We start from the raw sequence: 18200 nt of genomic DNA, 5'->3' as shown, positions 1-18200 counted from the left end.
GGCATGGAGCCGGTGCGGCCCGAGGACCCGGCCCGATCGGAGGAGCCGGTCCGGCCCGAGGTCGGCGACGCGATCGCGCAGGCCGCCCGCCGCTCGGGACTCGGCGCGGTCGCCGACGGCGAGCCGTTCGACGGGAAGGCGCTGCTGCGCACCATGGGCGGCGTCCGGGGGATCCTCGAGGCCGTCGTGCCCGGCATCGCCTTCGTCCTGCTCTACACGGTCACCTCGGAGCTCGTGCTCTCGCTGGTCGCATCCGTCGGGCTCGCCGTGGCGTTCACGGTGGCGCGGGTGCTCGGCCGGACGCCGGTGATCCAGGCCGTCGGCGGACTGCTCGCCGTGGTGGTCTCGGCCGCACTGGCGCTGTTCACCGGGCGGGGCGTCGACAACTTCGCCCTGGGGCTGCTCACCAACCTCGTCTACGGGCTCGTCTTCCTCCTCTCCGTCCTCGTGCGCTGGCCCCTGATCGGCGTCGCCGCCGGCTTCCTGATGGGGGACGGCACCGCCTGGCGATCCGATCGGCGCAAGCGCCGCCTCTTCGGCGCCCTGACCCTCGCGTGGGCGGGGCTCTTCCTCCTGCGCCTGGCCGTGCAGTACCCGCTGTTCCTCGCCGAGGACACCACGGCGCTGGGCATCTGGAAGCTGGCGCTGGGCCTGCCCCTGTACGCGCCGCTGCTGGTGCTCACCGTGCTCGCCGTCCGGGCCGAGTACCGCGGAGCCGACGAGCGCGCCGATGCGGGCGATGCTCCGGATCGTGCATAGAATTGTCTCGACGTCGAGATAAATAGCGCTCGCCTCCCCGCACCGTCGCGGCGAGGTCGACCGGGCGCCTCGGCGTCGAGGAGTTAGGTCCTCCTTGGTGGCAGGCCGCTGTGCGCGGTCGTCAAGATGAGGACGGAGAGCGGCTCCGCCCGTCGGCGGACGCTGCAGTCAGCGAAGGAGAGGGCGACGTGTCCGCGGTAGACAGCTTTGGATCGAAAGACACCCTGAAGGTCGGCTCGACCGACTACGAGGTGTTCCGCATCGACCGGGTCCCCGGTCACGAGAAGCTCCCGTTCAGCCTCAAGGTGCTGCTCGAGAACCTCCTCCGCACGGAGGACGGCGCGAACATCACCGCCGACCACATCCGCGCCCTCGGCGAGTGGGTCCCGGAGTCGGAGCCCGACACCGAGATCCAGTTCACGCCGGCCCGCGTGGTCATGCAGGACTTCACCGGCGTGCCCTGCATCGTCGACCTCGCCACCATGCGCGAGGCCGTCGCTGCCCTGGGCGGCGACGCGAACCGGATCAACCCGCTCGCGCCCGCCGAGATGGTCATCGACCACTCCGTCATCGCCGACCTCTTCGGCACCGAGGACGCGCTCGAGCGCAACGTCGAGCTCGAGTACGAGCGCAACGGCGAGCGGTACCAGTTCCTCCGCTGGGGCCAGACCGCCTTCGACGACTTCAAGGTCGTCCCGCCCGGAACCGGCATCGTGCACCAGGTCAACATCGAGTACCTGGCCCGCGTCACCATGACCCGCGAGGTGGGCGGCGCGCTGCGCGCCTACCCCGACACCTGCGTCGGCACCGACTCGCACACGACGATGGTCAACGGCCTCGGCGTGCTCGGCTGGGGCGTCGGCGGCATCGAGGCCGAGGCCGCGATGCTCGGCCAGCCCGTCTCGATGCTCATCCCGAAGGTCGTCGGCTTCAAGCTCACCGGCTCGATCCCGACCGGCGTGACCGCGACGGACGTCGTGCTCACCATCACGCAGATGCTGCGCAAGCACGGCGTGGTCGGCAAGTTCGTCGAGTTCTACGGGGCCGGCGTCGCCGCGGTGCCGCTCGCCAACCGCGCCACCATCGGCAACATGAGCCCCGAGTTCGGCTCCACCGCCGCGATGTTCCCCATCGACGACGTGACCCTCGACTACCTGCGCCTCACCGGCCGCAGCGACGAGCAGATCGCCCTCGTCGAGCAGTACTCCAAGCTGCAGAAGCTCTGGCACGACCCCGCGGTCGAGCCGGTCTTCAGCGAGTACCTCGAGCTCGACCTCGGCACCGTCGTCCCCTCGATCGCCGGCCCGAAGCGCCCGCAGGACCGGATCGAGCTCTCGTCCGCCAAGACGCAGTTCGAGTCGGACCTCACCAACTACGCGGACGTCTCGCACGACATCGTCGACCTGACCATCGCGGAGTCGTTCCCCGCCTCCGACCCCGGAGAGCTGCAGCCGCAGGACGAGCACAGCAGCCACGAGCACACCCACCGCTCGCACGCGCCGGCGACCGCCTCCAAGCCGACCACGGTCGAGCTCGGCGAGGGCGGGACCTTCACGATCGATCACGGCGCCGTCGCGATCGCGGCGATCACCTCGTGCACCAACACGTCGAACCCGTCCGTCATGCTCGCGGCCGGCCTGCTGGCCCGCAACGCGGCGCAGAAGGGCCTGAAGGCCAAGCCGTGGGTCAAGACCACGCTGGCGCCCGGATCGAAGGTCGTCACCGACTACTACGAGAAGGCCGGTCTGACCGAGTCGCTCGAGGCGCTCGGCTTCTACACGGTCGGCTACGGCTGCACGACCTGCATCGGCAACTCCGGCCCGCTGCTCGAGGAGATCTCGGCCGCGGTGCAGGACAACGACCTCGCCGTGACCGCCGTGCTCTCGGGCAACCGCAACTTCGAGGGCCGCATCAACCCGGACGTGAAGATGAACTACCTGGCGAGCCCCCCGCTCGTCATCGCCTACGCGCTCGCCGGCTCGATGAACTTCGACTTCGAGGTCGACGCGCTCGGCACCGACTCCGACGGCAACGACGTGTTCCTCAAGGACATCTGGCCCGACGCGGCCGAGGTGCAGGCGACGATCGACTCGTCGATCGACAAGTCGATGTTTGACACGCAGTACGCGGGCGTGTTCGACGGCGACGAGCGCTGGCGCGCGCTGCAGACCCCCGAGGGCTCGATCTTCGAGTGGGACGAGTCGTCGACCTACGTGCGGAAGCCCCCGTACTTCGACGGCATGACGATGGAGACGACCCCGGTCACCGACATCGCCGGTGCCCGCGTGCTCGCCAAGCTCGGCGACTCCGTCACGACCGACCACATCAGCCCCGCCGGCTCGATCAAGGCCGACAGCCCCGCCGGCCGCTACCTCGACGAGCACGGCATCGACCGCAAGGACTACAACTCCTACGGCTCGCGCCGCGGCAACCACGAGGTGATGATCCGCGGCACGTTCGCGAACATCCGCCTGCGCAACCAGCTGCTCGACGGCGTGGAGGGCGGCTACACCCGCGACTTCACGCAGCCGGACGCCCCGCAGTCGTTCATCTACGACGCGTCGCAGAACTACCAGGCCGAGGGCACCCCGCTCGTCATCCTGGGCGGCAAGGAGTACGGCTCCGGCTCGTCGCGCGACTGGGCGGCCAAGGGCACGAGCCTGCTGGGCGTCAAGGCGGTCATCGTCGAGAGCTTCGAGCGCATCCACCGCTCGAACCTCATCGGCATGGGCGTCGTCCCGCTGCAGTTCCCCGCGGGCGAGAGCTGGGAGTCGCTGGGCCTGGACGGCACCGAGTCGATCAGCATCTCGGGCATCGAGGAGCTGAACGAGGGCGTCACCCCCAAGACGGTCCACGTCGTCGCCGAGCCGACCGAGCACTCGGCCGAGGGCAAGCAGACCGTCGAGTTCGACGCGGTCGTCCGCATCGACACCCCCGGTGAGGCGGACTACTACCGCAACGGCGGCATCCTGCAGTACGTGCTGCGCTCGCTCGTCTAGATCAGCCGCAGAGCGTGTGCGCCTTCCCTGCGGGGGAGGCGCACACGCGTTCCCGGGGGCCCCGTGCGTAGACTCGGGAGACGTCCCCACCTCGCTCACGACCCCGGAAGGCGGCGCGCATGGCTGTTCTCGAGACCATCGGCGGTCCTCGCGATCTCGATCGCCTGACCGCGGCCGAGCTCGAGACGCTGGCGCAGGAGATCCGCGACTTCCTCGTGCGCGAGGTCTCGAAGACCGGCGGCCACCTGGGGCCGAACCTCGGCGTCGTCGAGACGACCATCGCGATCCACCGGGTCTTCGACTCGCCGCACGACGCGATCGTGTTCGACACCGGCCACCAGTCCTACGTCCACAAGCTGCTCACCGGTCGCCAGGACTTCTCGAAGCTCCGGCAGCGCGGCGGCCTCGCCGGCTACCCGCAGCGGAGGGAGTCGCCGCACGACATCGTCGAGAGCTCGCACGCCTCCAGCTCGCTGTCCTGGGCGGACGGCATCTCCCGCGCCTTCACGATGACCGGTCAGACCGACCGCCACGTCGTCGCGGTCGTGGGCGACGGCGCCCTCACCGGCGGCATGACCTGGGAGGCGCTGAACAACATCAGCGACGACAACTCCCGCGGGCTGGTCATCGTGGTCAACGACAACGGGCGCTCCTACGCCCCGACCATCGGCGGCATGGCCCGCTTCCTCAACGGCGTCCGCACGCGGCCGACCTACCGCACGATGCACCGCGGCTCCCGGGCCGTCTCGGAGCGGCTGGGCGGCCCCGCCGCCGCCGTCTACCGCGGCGTGCGCGGCGGGCTCCACGGCTTCCTCAGCCGCTTCATCAACAACGAGGCGCTCTACTCCAACCTCGACATCAAGTACCTGGGGCCGATCGACGGACACGACCTGACGGCGATGGAGGAGGCCCTCCAGCAGGCGAAGGACTACGGCCAGCCGGTCATCGTCCACGCGATCACCCAGAAGGGCAAGGGCTTCGGTCCGGCCGTGCACGACCTCGCCGACCAGTTCCACGCCGTCGGGCAGATCGACCCCGAGACGGGCGAGCCGCTGAGCGCGGCCGGGGCCCGATCGTGGACCTCGGTGTTCGCCGAGGAGATCGTCACCCTGGCCGACCAGGAGCCGACGATCGTCGGCATCACGGCCGCCATGCTCCGGCCCGTCGGTCTCGACCGCCTCGCGGAGAAGTACCCGGAGCGCGTCTTCGACGTCGGCATCGCGGAGCAGCACGCCGTGACCTCGGCCGCCGGTCTCGCCTTCGGCGGGCTGCATCCGGTCGTCGCGCTGTACGCCACCTTCGTGAACCGCGCCTTCGACCAGGTCTTGATGGACGTCGCACTGCACCGCGCGGGCGTCACCTTCGTACTGGACCGCGCCGGAGTCACCGGGCCCGACGGTCCGAGCCACCACGGCATGTGGGATCTGGCGATCCTGCAGGTCGTCCCGAACATCCGCCTCGCCGCTCCGCGCGACTCCGTGCGTCTGCGCGAGGAGCTGCGCGAGGCCGTGGGCGTCACCGACGCGCCGACCGTGGTGCGCTTCTCGAAGGGGAGCGTCGGCGACGAGATCGACGCCGTCGAGCGCCTCGGCGACGGAGTCGACGTGCTCGCCCGCGCCGAGCGCAAGGACGTGCTGCTGGTCACGGTCGGGCCGATGGCCGCGATGGGTCTCGAGGTCGCTCAGCGGCTCGCGGCCCAGGGCATCGGAGCCACCGTCGTCGACCCCCGCTGGGTCGTGCCCGTGCCCACCAGCATCATCGAGCTCGCCCGCGAGCACCGCATCGTCGTCTCGATCGAGGACGGGGTGCGCGTCGGCGGGATCGGCACGCGCATCCGCCAGGACCTGCGCGAGGCCGGCGTGGACACCGCGGTGACAGAGCTCGGGCTGCCCGACCAGTTCCTCGACCACGCGAAGCGCGAGGAGATCCTCGAGGACGTCGGGCTCACTCCCCAGCACATCGCCCGCGACGTCGTCGCGCAGGTGCTGGGCAGCAAGATCCCGGTCGCCCGTCCGCTCCCGGACGAGGTCGAGGCCCGGGACGACGCCCGCAGCGACTGATCGTCCGTCGGGACCCGTCCCGCAGGCGACGCGCGGAAGGGGCGCCGGATCAGATCCGGCGCCCCTTCCGCGTCACTGCACTCCGCGTCAGTCGACGCCGCGGATCGCGGGGTGGTGGAACGTGTCCCCGAACGCCCGCTCGCTCGCGCCGACCCGGTCGAGGTAGGGCGTGAGCCCGCCCATCTGGAACGGGTAGCCCGCGCCGAGGATCAGGCAGAGGTCGATGTCCTCCGCGGCGTGCACGACGTCGTCGTCCAGCATCCGCTTGACCTCGTCCGCGAGACCCGTCTCGACGCGCAGCCGCAGCTGCTCGGCCGTCATCGGCTCCGTGCCCCCGGCGACGATCGCGACCGCGCGCTTGTCGACGCCCTTCACACGCCCCTTCGCGTCGCGCTCGAAGACGTGGCCGAGCTCGGCGAGGCGGTGCAGGTTGGGGCTGTCGAAGAAGCGGTCGGGGAACGCGGCGTGGTGGGTGTCGAGCACGTGCGCGCCGACCTTGAGGCCCACCAGCTCGAGCAGCTCGAACGGGGTCATCGGCAGGCCGAACGGAGCCAGCGACTGCTCGACGATCTCGAAGGGAGTGCCCGTGTCGACCGCGTGCATCGCCTCGCCCAGGACCTTCGCCAGCACGCGGTTCACCACGAAGCCCGGGGTATCGCGCGTGATGACGGCGTTCTTCTTGAGCTTCGCGGCGGTGACCATCGCCGTCGAGAGGGTCTCGTCGTCGGTGTGCGGCGTCCGGACCACTTCGATCAGCGGCATGACCGCGACCGGGTTGAAGAAGTGGAAGCCGACGAGGCGCTCCGGGTGCTCCAGCCGCTCGCCGATGCGCTCGACGGAGAGGGACGAGGTGTTGGTCGCGAGCACCGCCGTGGGCGAGACGTAGCGCTCGATGTCGGCGAAGACCTCCTGCTTCACCGACAGCTCCTCGAAGACCGCCTCGATCACCCAGTCGGCGTCGGCGAAGTCGGAGCGATCGGTCGTGCCGGTGATCAGCGCCCGGAGGCGGTTCGCGTCGTCGGGAGAGACGCGCCCCTTCGCCAGCAGCGCATCGATCTCGGCGCGGATGCCCGCGACGCCCTTGTCGACCCGCTCCTGGTCGAGGTCGGTGATGACCACCGGCACCTGGAGGCGGCGGAGGAAGAGCAGCGCGAACTGCGAGGCCATGAGGCCCGCGCCGACGACCCCGACCTTGGTGACGGGCTTGGCCAGCGCCCTGTCGGGCGCTCCCGCGGGACGCTTGGCGCGCTTCTGCACCAGATCGAACGCGTAGATGCTCGCGCGGAACTGGTCGCCCGAGATCAGGTCGGCCAGCGCCTCGTCCTCGGCGGCGAAGCCCTCCTCGCGGGTGGTGTTCTTCGCGGCCTTGAGAAGCTCCAGCGCGCGGTACGGAGACGCCGCGACCGTGCCGATCCGCGACTCCAGCTGCTTGCGAGCGATCGAGATCGCGACGTCCCACTTGACCAGCCGCTCCAGCTTGCCGGGTGCGTTCGGCCGCTCCACCTTCACGGAGCCGCCGATCACGCCGTCGGCCCAGCGGAGCGAGTCCTCGAGGAAGGCGGCGGGCGGGAAGATCGCGTCCGCGATGCCGAGGTCGAACACCTCCTGGCCCTTGAGCGTGCGGTTGTTCTTCAGCGGGTTCTCGACGACGACCTTGAGGGCGTTCTCGATGCCGATCAGGTTCGGCAGGAGCCACGCGCCGCCCCAGCCGGGGATGATGCCGAGGAAGACCTCGGGGAGCCCGAGCGCGGGGATGGAGGAGTCGACGGTGCGGTAGTCGGCGTTCAGGCCGATCTCGGTGCCGCCGCCCAGGGCGAGGCCGTTGATGAAGGCGAAGGACGGCACGCCCAGCTCGGCCAGCATCCCCAGCGTGCGGTGACCCAGGCGCGCCAGCTGGCGGCCGAGCTCACGGCTCGGGATGGCCCCGACCTTGCTGAGGTCGGCTCCCGCGGCGAGGATGAACGGCTTGCCGGTGATGCCGACCGCCTGGATCTCGCCGCGCGAGGCGCGCTCCTTCTGCGCCAGGAGGACGTCCGCCAGCTCGAAGAGCGACGCCGGCCCGAAGGTGTTGGGGCGGGTGTGGTCGCGGTCGTTGTCGAGCGTGATCAGGGCGAGCGTGCGGCCGCTGGGCAGCGGCACGTCGCGGACGTAGGAGTGGGTGACGACCTCGCCCTCGGCGAGGTCCACGAGGTTCTCGAATCCGTCGAGCATGGGTCAGCGTCCCTTCCGTCGTCCGCGCTTGCCGTCGTAGTGCGGGTTCTCCCAGATCACCGTGCCGCCCTGGCCGAGGCCGACGCAGAGGGCCGTCACGCCGTAGCGGACCTCGGGGTGCGACTCGAACTGCCGGGCCAGCTGGATCATCAGCCGGACCCCGGAGGAGGCGAGCGGATGGCCGATCGCGATCGCTCCGCCGTACTCGTTGACGCGCGGGTCGTCGTCGTCGAGGCCGAAGTGGTCGAGGAAGGAGAGCACCTGCACGGCGAACGCCTCGTTGAGCTCGAAGAGCCCGATGTCCTCGATGCCCAGGCCCGCCTTGCGGAGCGCCTTCTCGGTCGAGGGAACCGGGCCGATGCCCATGATCTCGGGCTCGACGCCGGCGTACGCGAAGCTCACCATCCGCATCTTCGCGGACAGGCCCAGCTCCTGCGCGGCGTCGGCGCTGGCCAGGAGCGACACCGTCGCTCCGTCGTTGAGCCCGGAGGAGTTGCCCGCGGTCACCCGGCCATGGGGGCGGAACGGAGTCCGCAGGCCCGCGAGGCCCTCGAGGGTCGTCTCGGGGCGCGGTGCCTCATCGGCGGTCGCGAGGCCCCAGCCCGCGGCGCTGCGCGTGGCGACGGGGACGAGGTCCGGCTGGACGCTGCCGGCGGCGTACGCGGCGGCGAGCTTCTGCTGGCTCCGCAGGGCGTAGTGGTCGGCGCGCTCCTTCGTCAGGTGCGGGAAGCGGTCGTGGATCCGCTCCGCCGTGCGGCCCATGTTGAGCGCGTCCTCGCCGACGAGGCGCTCGGAGAGGAAGCGCGGGTTGGGGTCGGCGCCGAAGCCCATCGGGTGCCGGCCCATGTGCTCCACGCCGCCGGCGAGGACCACGTCGTAGGCGCCGAACGCGATGCCGCCCGCGGTCGCGGTGACCGAGGTCATCGCTCCGGCGCACATGCGGTCGATGGCGAAGCCGGGCACCGACTTCGGCAGCCCGGCGAGCAGCGCTGCCGTGCGGCCGAGGGTCAGGCCCTGGTCGCCCTGCTGGGTGGTGGCGGCGATCGCCACCTCGTCCACCCGCTCCTTCGGCAGCGCGCCGTTGCGCTCCAGCAGACCGATCATCGCCTTGACGACGAGGTCGTCGGCTCGGGTCTGCCAGTACATGCCCTTCTCGCCGGCACGCCCGAACGGAGTACGGACTCCGTCGACGAACACGACTTCGGATCTCTCGGCCACAATGCCTCCCAGGAACTCACGGTCGCCGTCGATCGTAGGAACCGGCACCGCGCAGCCGGAATCCTTTGCCGCTTCCTACGAAGGGGTTTCGGTGCCCTCGGCCGGCGCTTGGGCCGCTTCGACAAACGCGGTGGCGATCGAGCCCGATGTGGCCTCGACCTGCCAGGCGCGGGCGCCGGCGCGGGTGAGCTCCGCGGCGACCGACTCCGCGGTCAGCGGCTCGGGCGGGTTCCAGGCCACCCGGCGCAGCAGCTCCGGCGTGAGCAGGTTCTCGACCGGGAGCGAGAGCAGCTCCGCGATCTCGGTGACCACGGCGCGTCCCGCCTTCAGGCGCGCGTCGGCGGCCGGGTTGCGATCGCCCCACGCGCGCGGAGGGGGGAGCGTGTCGGCGGCCGGGCGGGTCGGGCTCGGCAGGTCCTCGGTCGTCGTCCCGCGCTCGATCGCGGCCCACCAGCGCTCGACCTCGCCGCGGCTGGCGCGGCCGGTGAAATCGCGGCGGCCCGAGAGCTGGCCGATGCTGGTCGGGATGTTGCGGGCGACCGCGATGATCGAGGAGTCGGGGATCAGGCGGCCGGGAGCGATGTCGCGCTCGCGGGCGAACGCGTCCCGGGCCAGCCAGAGCTCGCGCGCCACGGCGAGGGGGCGCGGGCCGCGGAGCGAGTGCATGCCGGAGAGGCGGCGCCACGGATCCGGCGGGACCGCCTTCGGGGCGCGCGCGAGCGTCGCCTCGAACTCCTCGCGGGCGATGCGCGTCTTCCGCGCGGCGATGAGCATCTCCTCCATGCGGTCGCGGAGGTCCACGAGGAGCTCCACGTCCTTCGCGGCGTAGACGAGCCAGCTCTGGGGGAGGGGACGGGTCGACCAGTCGGCGGCCGAGTGCTCCTTGGCCAGGTGGATGCCGAGGAGGTCCTCGACGACGGCGCCGAGGCCCACCTTGGGCAGTCCGAGGAGCCGGGCGGCGAGCTCGGTGTCGAAGATCCGCACCGGGTCCAGGCCCACCTCGCGCAGGCAGGCGAGATCCTGGCTGGCGGCGTGGAGGACCCACTCCTCCTGGCCGATGACCGCCTGCAGGGCGTCCATCCGGCCGATGGCGGGGGGATCGAAGAGGAACGCGCCGGCGCCGCGCCGGTAGACCTGGATCAGGTACGCGCGCTGCGAGTAGGTGAAGCCGGAGGCGCGCTCGGCGTCGACGGCGACGGGGCCCTCGCCGGCGGCGAGGGCGTCGACCGCGGCGAGGAACTCGTCGGGCGTGGAGAGGACACGGTAATCAGTCACGGTTGTTCCGTCGGAAGGCGAGCGGGGTCACACCGTCGCTCGATACGGGCGGGAGACCCGCGAGCATGCACAACAGCTCCCCCCACCCTTCCACGTGAGCGGCGAGCTGCGCATCATCCGGGCTCCAGGAGGCGCGGATCTCGATCTGCGCACCGTCCCCCTGAGCGGCCAGCTCGCCGAAACCGGTGGAGAGCACCTTGGTGGCCGTGCCGGACGCGGCGGAATAGGAGGCGCCCCGCGCCCCGAGGGCGTCGATGAGCCAGGACCAGGCGACCTCGGCGAGGAACGGATCGGTGCCGATCTCGACCTCGAGCGGGGCCTGGGCGAAGCAGACGACACGGAAGGGGCCGCCCCACTGCTCGGGCTCCTCGGGGTCGTAGAGCAGGATGAAGCGCCCCGTGCCCAGCTCGGAGTCGCGTCCGTGCGCGTGCGGCGCGACGTCGCCCGACAGGGCAAGGGCCCAGGGCGCGAGACCCGACGGCGAGGCGATCTCGGACACGGTGAGCTCGGCGCGCGTGGCAGCGGCGCGGATCGACTCCGTCGCGACCCGGAACTCCTCGGGGAGCTGGGACGACGCTGGGAATTCGGGCACGGTCGCAGACTAGGGTTCCGACGCGCCCGGGACGCGGAGGCACGCCGGGTGGGCGGCTCTCAGCGCGTGCGGCTCCAGCGGGCGTAGACGGCCCCGGAATCGTCCGCGGCCAGGAGCGTCAGGGCGTAGGCGTCGTCGACGACGGCCGTGCCCGTCGCGACCGGGAGGCCCGGCAAGACGACGCGCGGCGAGGTGGTGAGGCACAGCTCGTCGACCCGGCCCGAGGCGAGGAACTGGCCCGAGAGCGAGGCGCCGCCCTCGCAGACGACGCGGTGCAGGCCGAGCCCGGCGAGAGCCTCCAGGAGCTCGTCGACGCCGATCCGCTCCGAGGAGGACGGGACCGGGACGACCTCGACGCCGGCGGGGAGCCCCTCCACCGCGCCGCGCGACTCCGGCACCAGCAGCAGGACCCGGGAGCCCTCCTGCAGCTCCAGGCGGTGCCCGGCGAGATCGCCCGAGGCGGAGACGACGGCGAGCGGGACCCGCCGGGGGACGCGGTAGCCCTCGGCGCGGACGCTCGCGGCTCCGACGAGGACGACGTCGGCCTGCTCGCGGACGACTCCGAGGATCGTGCGGTCGACGCGGTTGGTGAGCGTCTCGCTGGTGCCGTCGGAGCCGGTGCTGGAGCCGGTGACGCTCGCGATCATGTTCAGGCGCACGCGCACCGCCTCGTCGGGACGCCAGGCGTCCGCGACCGCCGCTCGCGCGCCCTCCTCGCCGATCACGATCGGCGGACCCGCGGGGACGAGCGGCCGGAGGATCATGCGGCCAGGTGCGCGCGGACCTGCCGCTTGGTACGGCCGAGGAGCGCGGTCATGCCGCGCAGGCGCAGCGGCGAGACCGCCTCCGAGAGGCCGATGGTCTGCGGGAAGTCGTCGGGGACGGCGAGCACCTGCTCGGGGGTGAGCCCGGCCAGGCCCTGCGCCAGGATCGACGCGAAGCCGCGCGTCGTGGGCGCCTCGCGGGGAGCCGTGGCGTGCAGGTGCACGATCCCGCCCTCGACGTCGACGACGATGAAGACGGGCGCCTGGCACTCCTCCACGCGCTCGAAGAGGTCCGGGTGGTCGCGGTAGCGCTCGGGCAGGTCGGGGAGCTCATTCGAGAACTCGAGCAGGAGCTGCAGGCGCTCCGGCTTCTCGAGGGCGAGGAACTCCTCGCGGATGTCGCGCAGAGCGTCGGGGAGCGTGGTGTCGGTCATCCGGTCCAGTGTCTCATCGGGGGAGGGGCGGCGGGCGGTCGCAGCGGAGGCCGGGAGCCCGGATCCGGCCCGTCGACGGGCGGATCGGCGCTCCCGGCCTCCGTCGTGACGCGTCAGCGGGCCGCGGGGGCCTCGCCGGGCTCGGCGCCCTGCACGATCGGGACGCGGACGGCGCTGCCCCACTCGGTCCAGGAGCCGTCGTAGTTGCGGACGCCCTCGAAGCCGAGGAGGTGGGTCAGCACGAACCAGGTGTGGGCGGAGCGCTCGCCGATCCGGCAGTAGGCGATGACGGAGTCGCCGTCCTTCAGCCCCGCGCCCTCGCGGTAGATGCCGTTCAGCTCGTCGAGGGGGCGGAAGGTGCCGTCCTCGGCGGCGGCCCTGCCCCAGGGCACGTTCTGCGCGCTGGGGATGTGACCGGCGCGCAGGGCGCCCTCCTCCGGGTAGGCCGGCGCCGTGGTGCGCTGCCCGGTGAACTCCTCCGGGGAGCGGACGTCGATCAGCGGGTTGCCGAAGTGCGCGAGGACGTCGTCCTTGAAGGCGCGGATCTCGGCGTCGCTGCGTTCGACGACGGGGTACTCGGCGGGCTCCGGGGAGGAGGCGTCGGTGGTCGTCGGGCGGCCCTCCGCGAGCCACTTGTCGCGGCCGCCGTCGAGCAGACGGACGTCCTCGTGACCGAAGAGGGTGAAGACCCAGAGCGCGTAGGCGGCCCACCAGTTGTTCTTGTCGCCGTAGACGACGACGGTGGTGTCGCGGGCGATGCCCTTGCCGCCGACGAGCGCGGCGAACGCGGCGCCGTCGATGTAGTCGCGCTGCACCGGGTCGTTGAGGTCGGTGTGCCAGTCGATCTTGACGGAGCCGGGGATGTGGCCGGTCTCGTAGAGCAGGACGTCCTCGTCGGACTCGACGACGACGAGACCGGGAGTGCCGAGGCGCTGCTCGAGCCAGTCGGCGCTGACGAGCCGTTCGGGGTGCGCGTAGGAGGCGAACTTCGGCGACGGATCGGTTTCGACGGACAAGGAGGACCTCCAGGATGGTGCGCGGAGCGCGGGCGTGATTCCACGGCGGGCTACGCTGGAGCCCGCCCTTCAGCGACAGTACGCGTCCGCGGACGACGCCGCACGGAGGGCGCCGTAAGAGTTCGACACAGAACCGCGGCGGCTCCGTGCCCGGTGCGGCCGCCGCCACTGAGCGCACGGACCCCGCCGTGCGCAGGATGCGAGACGCGAGTGAGCCCCGACGACGTCCGATCGACGAGCAGCCTGACCGCCCGCTCGCCCCAGATCAGCGGGCACGAGATCGCGTCGACGCTGGTGCCCCCGCGCCAGTTCGAGGGCGCCACCTTCGAGAGCTACCGTCCCGACCCGGAGTACCCCTCGCAGGCCGACGCGGTGGAGGCTCTCCGCGCGTTCGCCGCCGGCGGCGGATCCAAGGGAGGCGGAGGCGGCTTCCTGGGCTTCGGCCGGAAGAAGGCCCCCGCGGTCAAGCCGGGCGTGTACCTCGACGGCGGCTTCGGCGTCGGCAAGACCCACCTGCTCGCGGCGATCTGGCACGCGGTGCCGGGCCGCACCTACTTCGGGACGTTCATCGAGTACACCGCGCTCGTCGGCGCGCTCGGCTACGCGGCGACCGTCTCGCTCCTCAAGGGCTCGGCGCTGCTGTGCATCGACGAGTTCGAGCTGGACGACCCGGGCGACACGATGCTGATGACGCGGCTCCTCGGCGAGCTGGTCGCCTCCGGGACCCGCATCGCCGCGACCTCGAACACCCCGCCCAACGCGCTGGGCGAGGGGCGCTTCGCCGCAGCGGACTTCCTCCGCGAGATCCAGTCGATGGCCGCCCACTTCGAGACGATGCGGATCGACGGCACCGACTACCGGCGCCGCGACATCGAGGGCCACGCCGTGGTGCGCACCGACGAGGAGATCGACGCTCTCGTCGCGGCCGCCCCCGCCGGCTCCGTCGTCACCGACGACCCGTTCGCGGAGGCCGTGCACCACCTGGGCACCGTGCACCCCTCCCGCTACATCAAGGTGATCGACGGCGTCGACACCATCGTGCTCCGGGGCGTCACCGCTCTGACCGACCAGACCGACGCCCTGCGCCTCGTGGCCTTCATCGACCGGGTCTACGACGCGCAGATCCCGGTCCTCGCCTCCGGGACGCCCCTCGACGAGGTCTTCGGCGGCGACATGCTGAGCGGCGGCTACCTCAAGAAGTACCTGCGCTCGATGTCGCGGCTCATCGCGCTCACCTCGATGGCGCCCCGCTCCTAGGGGCGGATCCGCTCTCCTCCCGGCGTTCCCGGGCTCGTCGTCGTGCCGTCCGCCAGCGCGCCGTAACGCGCTTTTTACACAGGGGCCTCGGCCGTAACCTCCGCGAAACGCGGTGCCTCACGGGACGAAACCTCGCGCCACCAGACTGTCGGCTACCCGAGGTGACCCGACACCCGCGTGTCTCCAGGCCGTGCTCCGACGCAGCGTCCTCGCTCCGGGCTTTTCTCTGCACACTCACGAGAGGTTCAACAATGGATCAAGGCAATACCGCGTTCCTGCTCATCGCAGCCGCGCTGGTCCTGCTCATGACCCCCGGGCTCGCCTTCTTCTACGGCGGCCTGGTGCGTGCGAAGAGCGTCATCAGCATGATGATGCTCAGCTTCGGAGCCATGGGCCTCATCGGGGTCCTCTGGGTCCTGTACGGCTACGCGATCGCGTTCGGCAACGGCCCGTCCGGCCCCGCAGGGACCGACACCTTCGTCGGCATCGACGGCGTCCTCGGCATCGACACCGCCCAGATCGGCCTGCAGGGCATCTACAACGACGCGCTCGGCGAGCAGACGTCGGCCTTCCCGACGCTGGCCTTCGCCGCGTTCCAGGCGACGTTCGCGATCATCACCGTCGCGCTCATCTCCGGCGCCATCGCGGACCGCGCGAAGTTCGGCGCCTGGATGGTCTTCGCCGGCGTCTGGGCCACCGTCGTCTACTTCCCGGTCGCCTCGTGGGTCTTCAACTTCACCCTCGGCGACGACGCCACCGTCGTCGACGGCGGCTGGATCGCCTACGGCGTCGGCGCGATCGACTTCGCGGGCGGCACCGCCGTCCACATCAACGCCGGAGCGGCGGCCCTCGCCCTCGCCCTGGTGCTCGGCAAGCGCGTCAACTTCACCAAGGGCGCGCACCAGCCGCACAACCCGCCGTTCGTGCTCCTGGGCGCCGGACTGCTGTGGTTCGGCTGGTTCGGCTTCAACGCCGGCTCCGAGCTCGCCGCCGACGGCATCGCGGCCGTCGCCTTCCTCAACACCATCGCCGCTCCGGCCGCCGCGATCCTCGGCTGGCTCGTCGTCGAGAAGATCAAGGACGGCAAGCCCACCTCGATCGGCGCCGCCTCGGGCGCGGTCGCGGGCCTCGTCGCGATCACCCCGGCGTGCGCCAGCCTGTCGCCGTTCTGGGCGATCGTCCTGGGCGTCATCACCGGCGCCGTCTGCGCCCTGGCGATCGACCTCAAGTACCGCCTCGGCTACGACGACTCGCTCGACGTGGTCGGCGTGCACCTGGTCGGCGGCCTCATCGGAACGCTCTACATCGGCTTCTTCGGCACCGGCGTGGGCCTGTTCCTCACCGGCGACGCGAGCCAGCTCGGCAAGCAGGCCCTCGCGGCCTTCACCGTCCTCGCCTACTCCTTCGTCATGACGCTCCTCATCGGCTGGATCATTCAGAAGACGATGGGCTTCCGCGTGAAGAACGAGGACGAGATCGCCGGCATCGACACGGCCATCCACGGAGAGGCGGGCTACGTCCTGGCGGACTGACCCCCTAATCCGCAGCACCCGACGGGGTGCCGGCTCTCCGGAGCCGGCACCCCGTCGGCGCGTCCGGGCCGGGCGACCGCCGGGCGCGCCCCCGCGGGCGGGCGGTCGCGGATCCGGGCTAGGGTTCCGGAGTGCCCTCCTCGCGCTCGGTCGTGTCCCTGCTCCTCCGACTCCTCGGCCGCGCGGTCGCCCCGCGGCCGGACGCCGGGCCCCGCCCGCAGCGCCCGTACCTGAGCACGACGGCGCCGACGCCGGGCGCGAGCGGAGTGGGCCGCACCGTCGAGGTCGACCCGTCGCGGCTCCGCGGGGTCCGCCTCGGCTACGCGCCCACGCCCGACGGCGACCCGGACCCGGGCGAGGTCGTCTGGACCTGGGTGCCGTACGAGGAGGACGACGGCCGCGGCAAGGACCGCCCGGTGCTCGTGCTCGCGGTCGAGAAGTCGGGGACGGTTCTCGCCGTGCGGCTGAGCTCGAAGGAGCACTCCGACTACCTGGCCGTCGGCACCGGCGGCTGGGACCCGGACGGGCGCCCCAGCTGGGTCGACCCGGAGCGCGTGTTCCGCGTGCACCCCGCCGGGATGCGCCGCGAAGGAGCAGCTCTGGAGCGCGCTCGGTACGACGCCGTCGCCCGGGTGCTCTCGGCGCGGTACGGCTGGCACTGAGCGCTCGACGCCGTCGAGCGGCCACGAGTGGTCGCCGCTGAGCGCCTCAGGGGAGATCCCTGCCGGTCGAACGAGGGCCGTGCTCCTCGGGGGAGGCGTCAGACCGGGTCGATCGGCACGAAGCCCGCGTACTTCGCGGCGCGGCCGTCCCCGGAGGACGTGCCGGTGAGCCTGCGCTGCACCCACGGCGCGACGTGCTGCCGGTAGTACTGCACGGTTCCGCCGCGCCGGAGTCCGGCCTCGGGAGCTTTGGGCAGCGCGGCGGGCGGTGTGAGCCCGAGCGCCCGCAGGACCCGGTCGGCCACCCGCCGGTGTCCCCGCGGGCCGAGGTGCAGGCGGTCCTCCGACCACAGCTCCGGATCGGCGAAAGCGGGGTCGTGCCAGTTGTCGGCGACGACCACGTCGGTCCGGTGGCTCGTCCGGCGCAGGACGGCGTCGGTCAGCGCGTCCCCGCGGCGGCGGATGAGAGAGCCGAGCGGGAGCCGCGGCGACGGGTCGGCGCCGGCCAGGGCGATCAGCACGACGCCCTGCTCGTCGCAGCGCTCGAGCACGCGGAGGTAGGCGTCGGCGATCCGCTCGATGTCGGCGCGCGGGCGCAGCATGTCGTTGCCGCCTCCGTTGAAGGAGAGGTGGGTCGGGCCCAGGGCGAGCGCGGGCTCGAGCTGCTCGGCGAGGATCGGCGCGATGAGCCGGCCCCGGATCGCGAGATTGGCGTACTCGATCCGCTCGCCCGTGGCCGCCGCCCATCCCGCGGCCGTCAGATCGGCCCAGCCGCGCGGGGTGCCGTCCGGCCGCTCGTCGCCGACGCCCTCGGTGAAGGAATCGCCGATCGCGACGTAGCGGACGGCCGTCATCGGCGGGTTCCGGAGGTGCGCATCGTGGCACTGTACCGCTCCGCGGCCGGGCTCAGGCGCGGCGCCTCAGCGGGGTGACAGGTGCCGAGCGGACGCTGCTGGGGCGGTCCGGCGTCGCGGCGCCCGGCGCTGCGGCGAGCAGCTCCTCCTCGGGCCGGGTGCCGGGCCGGTGCTCGCGCTCGGGACGCGGGGCGGCCCGGAACCAGGCGGCCAGCGCGGAGGACCGGCGGTGCCTCCGGTGGTCGCGGTCCAGCTCGGCGGTGCCCCGGTAGCCGGAGCCCCGGGCGATGCGGTCGAGGCCGCCGAGAGCGACGGGGGTGCTCGCCATCAGGACGGCGGCCAGCTCGAGTCGGCGGAGGGCGAGGTGCTCGTCGAGGCCGAGCCCGTAGCAGCGGCGGAACCGCAGCCGCAGCAGCAGGGCGGGCATCCGCAGCTCGGCGGCGAGGTGGTGGACGGTGAAGCGCCGATCGAGGTAGCGCTCGTTGACGAGGGCGGCCGCCGCGATGGCGACGACGTCGAGCGGCCGGCGGGAGGCGGCGAGGCGGGGCCGTCGCGCGCCGGACGGCG

15 protein-coding genes are annotated in these 18200 nt (G+C 72.1%); 6 read left to right on the top strand and 9 right to left on the bottom strand.

Annotation, left to right across the window (positions count from 1 at the left end; translation table 11 throughout):
• Positions 1–3: 3 nt before the first annotated feature.
• From C5C30_RS15385 to dxs, 3 genes are all read left to right on the top strand, one after another.
• Positions 4–759, top strand: coding sequence for a DUF3159 domain-containing protein (locus C5C30_RS15385; RefSeq protein ID WP_104225233.1), 756 nt, complete (start codon positions 4–6; stop codon positions 757–759).
• Between the two features lie 188 nt (positions 760–947).
• Positions 948–3758, top strand: coding sequence for an aconitate hydratase AcnA (gene acnA / locus C5C30_RS15380; protein WP_104267882.1), 2811 nt, complete (start codon positions 948–950; stop codon positions 3756–3758).
• 119 nt (positions 3759–3877) lie between these two features.
• Positions 3878–5818: a 1-deoxy-D-xylulose-5-phosphate synthase gene (dxs, locus tag C5C30_RS15375; protein WP_104334038.1), complete on the top strand. Its 1941-nt coding sequence runs from the start codon at positions 3878–3880 to the stop codon at positions 5816–5818.
• A gap of 87 nt (positions 5819–5905) precedes the next feature.
• Here the strand turns inward: dxs and C5C30_RS15370 are convergent, their stop codons facing one another.
• From C5C30_RS15370 to C5C30_RS15340, 7 genes are all read right to left on the bottom strand, one after another.
• Positions 5906–8029 carry a 3-hydroxyacyl-CoA dehydrogenase NAD-binding domain-containing protein gene (locus C5C30_RS15370; protein WP_104225235.1) on the bottom strand — a complete coding sequence of 708 codons (2124 nt, stop codon included), beginning with the start codon at positions 8027–8029 and terminating at the stop codon, positions 5906–5908.
• Between the two features lie 3 nt (positions 8030–8032).
• Complete coding sequence (locus C5C30_RS15365; protein ID WP_104268672.1) at positions 8033–9247, bottom strand: thiolase family protein; 1215 nt, start codon at positions 9245–9247, stop codon at positions 8033–8035.
• Between the two features lie 75 nt (positions 9248–9322).
• A complete protein-coding gene (locus tag C5C30_RS15360; RefSeq protein WP_104222092.1) occupies positions 9323–10522 on the bottom strand; it encodes a ribonuclease D in 1200 nt (399 codons plus the stop codon).
• On the bottom strand, positions 10515–11114 hold the full coding sequence (locus C5C30_RS15355) for a DUF3000 domain-containing protein (RefSeq protein WP_104222090.1): 600 nt from the start codon (positions 11112–11114) through the stop codon (positions 10515–10517). The genes C5C30_RS15360 and C5C30_RS15355 overlap by 8 nt, the downstream gene beginning before the upstream one ends.
• Before the next feature lie 59 nt (positions 11115–11173).
• A complete protein-coding gene (locus C5C30_RS15350) occupies positions 11174–11878 on the bottom strand; it encodes a dihydrofolate reductase family protein (protein WP_104222088.1) in 705 nt (234 codons plus the stop codon).
• Positions 11875–12312: a SufE family protein gene (locus C5C30_RS15345; RefSeq protein ID WP_104222086.1), complete on the bottom strand. Its 438-nt coding sequence runs from the start codon at positions 12310–12312 to the stop codon at positions 11875–11877. The genes C5C30_RS15350 and C5C30_RS15345 overlap by 4 nt, the downstream gene beginning before the upstream one ends.
• Before the next feature lie 113 nt (positions 12313–12425).
• Positions 12426–13328, bottom strand: coding sequence for a sulfurtransferase (locus C5C30_RS15340; protein WP_104232576.1), 903 nt, complete (start codon positions 13326–13328; stop codon positions 12426–12428).
• 210 nt (positions 13329–13538) lie between these two features.
• Here C5C30_RS15340 and zapE point away from each other — a divergent pair, with 210 nt between their 5' ends.
• The 3 genes from zapE to C5C30_RS15325 all read left to right on the top strand — a co-directional run bounded on the left by zapE (position 13539) and on the right by C5C30_RS15325 (position 16779).
• Positions 13539–14585, top strand: coding sequence for a cell division protein ZapE (gene zapE / locus C5C30_RS15335; protein WP_104334037.1), 1047 nt, complete (start codon positions 13539–13541; stop codon positions 14583–14585).
• Between the two features lie 251 nt (positions 14586–14836).
• Positions 14837–16117, top strand: a complete 1281-nt coding sequence (locus C5C30_RS15330; protein WP_104225239.1) for an ammonium transporter — start codon at positions 14837–14839, stop codon at positions 16115–16117.
• Between the two features lie 131 nt (positions 16118–16248).
• Entirely contained in the window at positions 16249–16779 is a 531-nt protein-coding gene (locus C5C30_RS15325) for a type II toxin-antitoxin system PemK/MazF family toxin (protein WP_167299028.1), read from the top strand.
• Between the two features lie 98 nt (positions 16780–16877).
• Here C5C30_RS15325 and C5C30_RS15320 read toward each other — a convergent pair whose 3' ends face one another.
• The gene (locus tag C5C30_RS15320) at positions 16878–17633 is read right to left on the bottom strand and encodes an SGNH/GDSL hydrolase family protein (RefSeq protein ID WP_104334036.1); all 756 of its coding nucleotides are present in this window, start codon (positions 17631–17633) and stop codon (positions 16878–16880) included.
• A 52-nt stretch (positions 17634–17685) separates the two neighbouring features.
• Positions 17686–18200 (bottom strand): hypothetical protein (locus C5C30_RS17815; protein ID WP_219827808.1); only part of this gene is annotated, 515 nt, incomplete at its 5' end.

Origin of the sequence: Rathayibacter sp. AY2B5, from assembly GCF_002931645.1 — a bacterium.
In the GTDB taxonomy this organism is placed as follows: Bacteria; Actinomycetota; Actinomycetes; order Actinomycetales; family Microbacteriaceae; genus Rathayibacter.
The sequence above is the reverse complement of the archived record's forward strand: the minus strand, read 5'-3'. Positions and strand labels throughout refer to the sequence as shown.

Coding starts and splice junctions, on each gene's coding strand:
- C5C30_RS15320 (WP_104334036.1), bottom strand. CDS start 17,633: ATGACGGCCGTCCGCTACGTCGCGATCGGCGATTCCTTCACCGAGGGC.
- C5C30_RS15385 (WP_104225233.1), top strand. CDS start 4: ATGGAGCCGGTGCGGCCCGAGGACCCGGCCCGATCGGAGGAGCCGGTC.
- C5C30_RS15350 (WP_104222088.1), bottom strand. CDS start 11,878: ATGATCCTCCGGCCGCTCGTCCCCGCGGGTCCGCCGATCGTGATCGGC.
- C5C30_RS15370 (WP_104225235.1), bottom strand. CDS start 8,029: ATGCTCGACGGATTCGAGAACCTCGTGGACCTCGCCGAGGGCGAGGTC.
- C5C30_RS15345 (WP_104222086.1), bottom strand. CDS start 12,312: ATGACCGACACCACGCTCCCCGACGCTCTGCGCGACATCCGCGAGGAG.
- dxs (WP_104334038.1), top strand. CDS start 3,878: ATGGCTGTTCTCGAGACCATCGGCGGTCCTCGCGATCTCGATCGCCTG.
- C5C30_RS15330 (WP_104225239.1), top strand. CDS start 14,837: ATGGATCAAGGCAATACCGCGTTCCTGCTCATCGCAGCCGCGCTGGTC.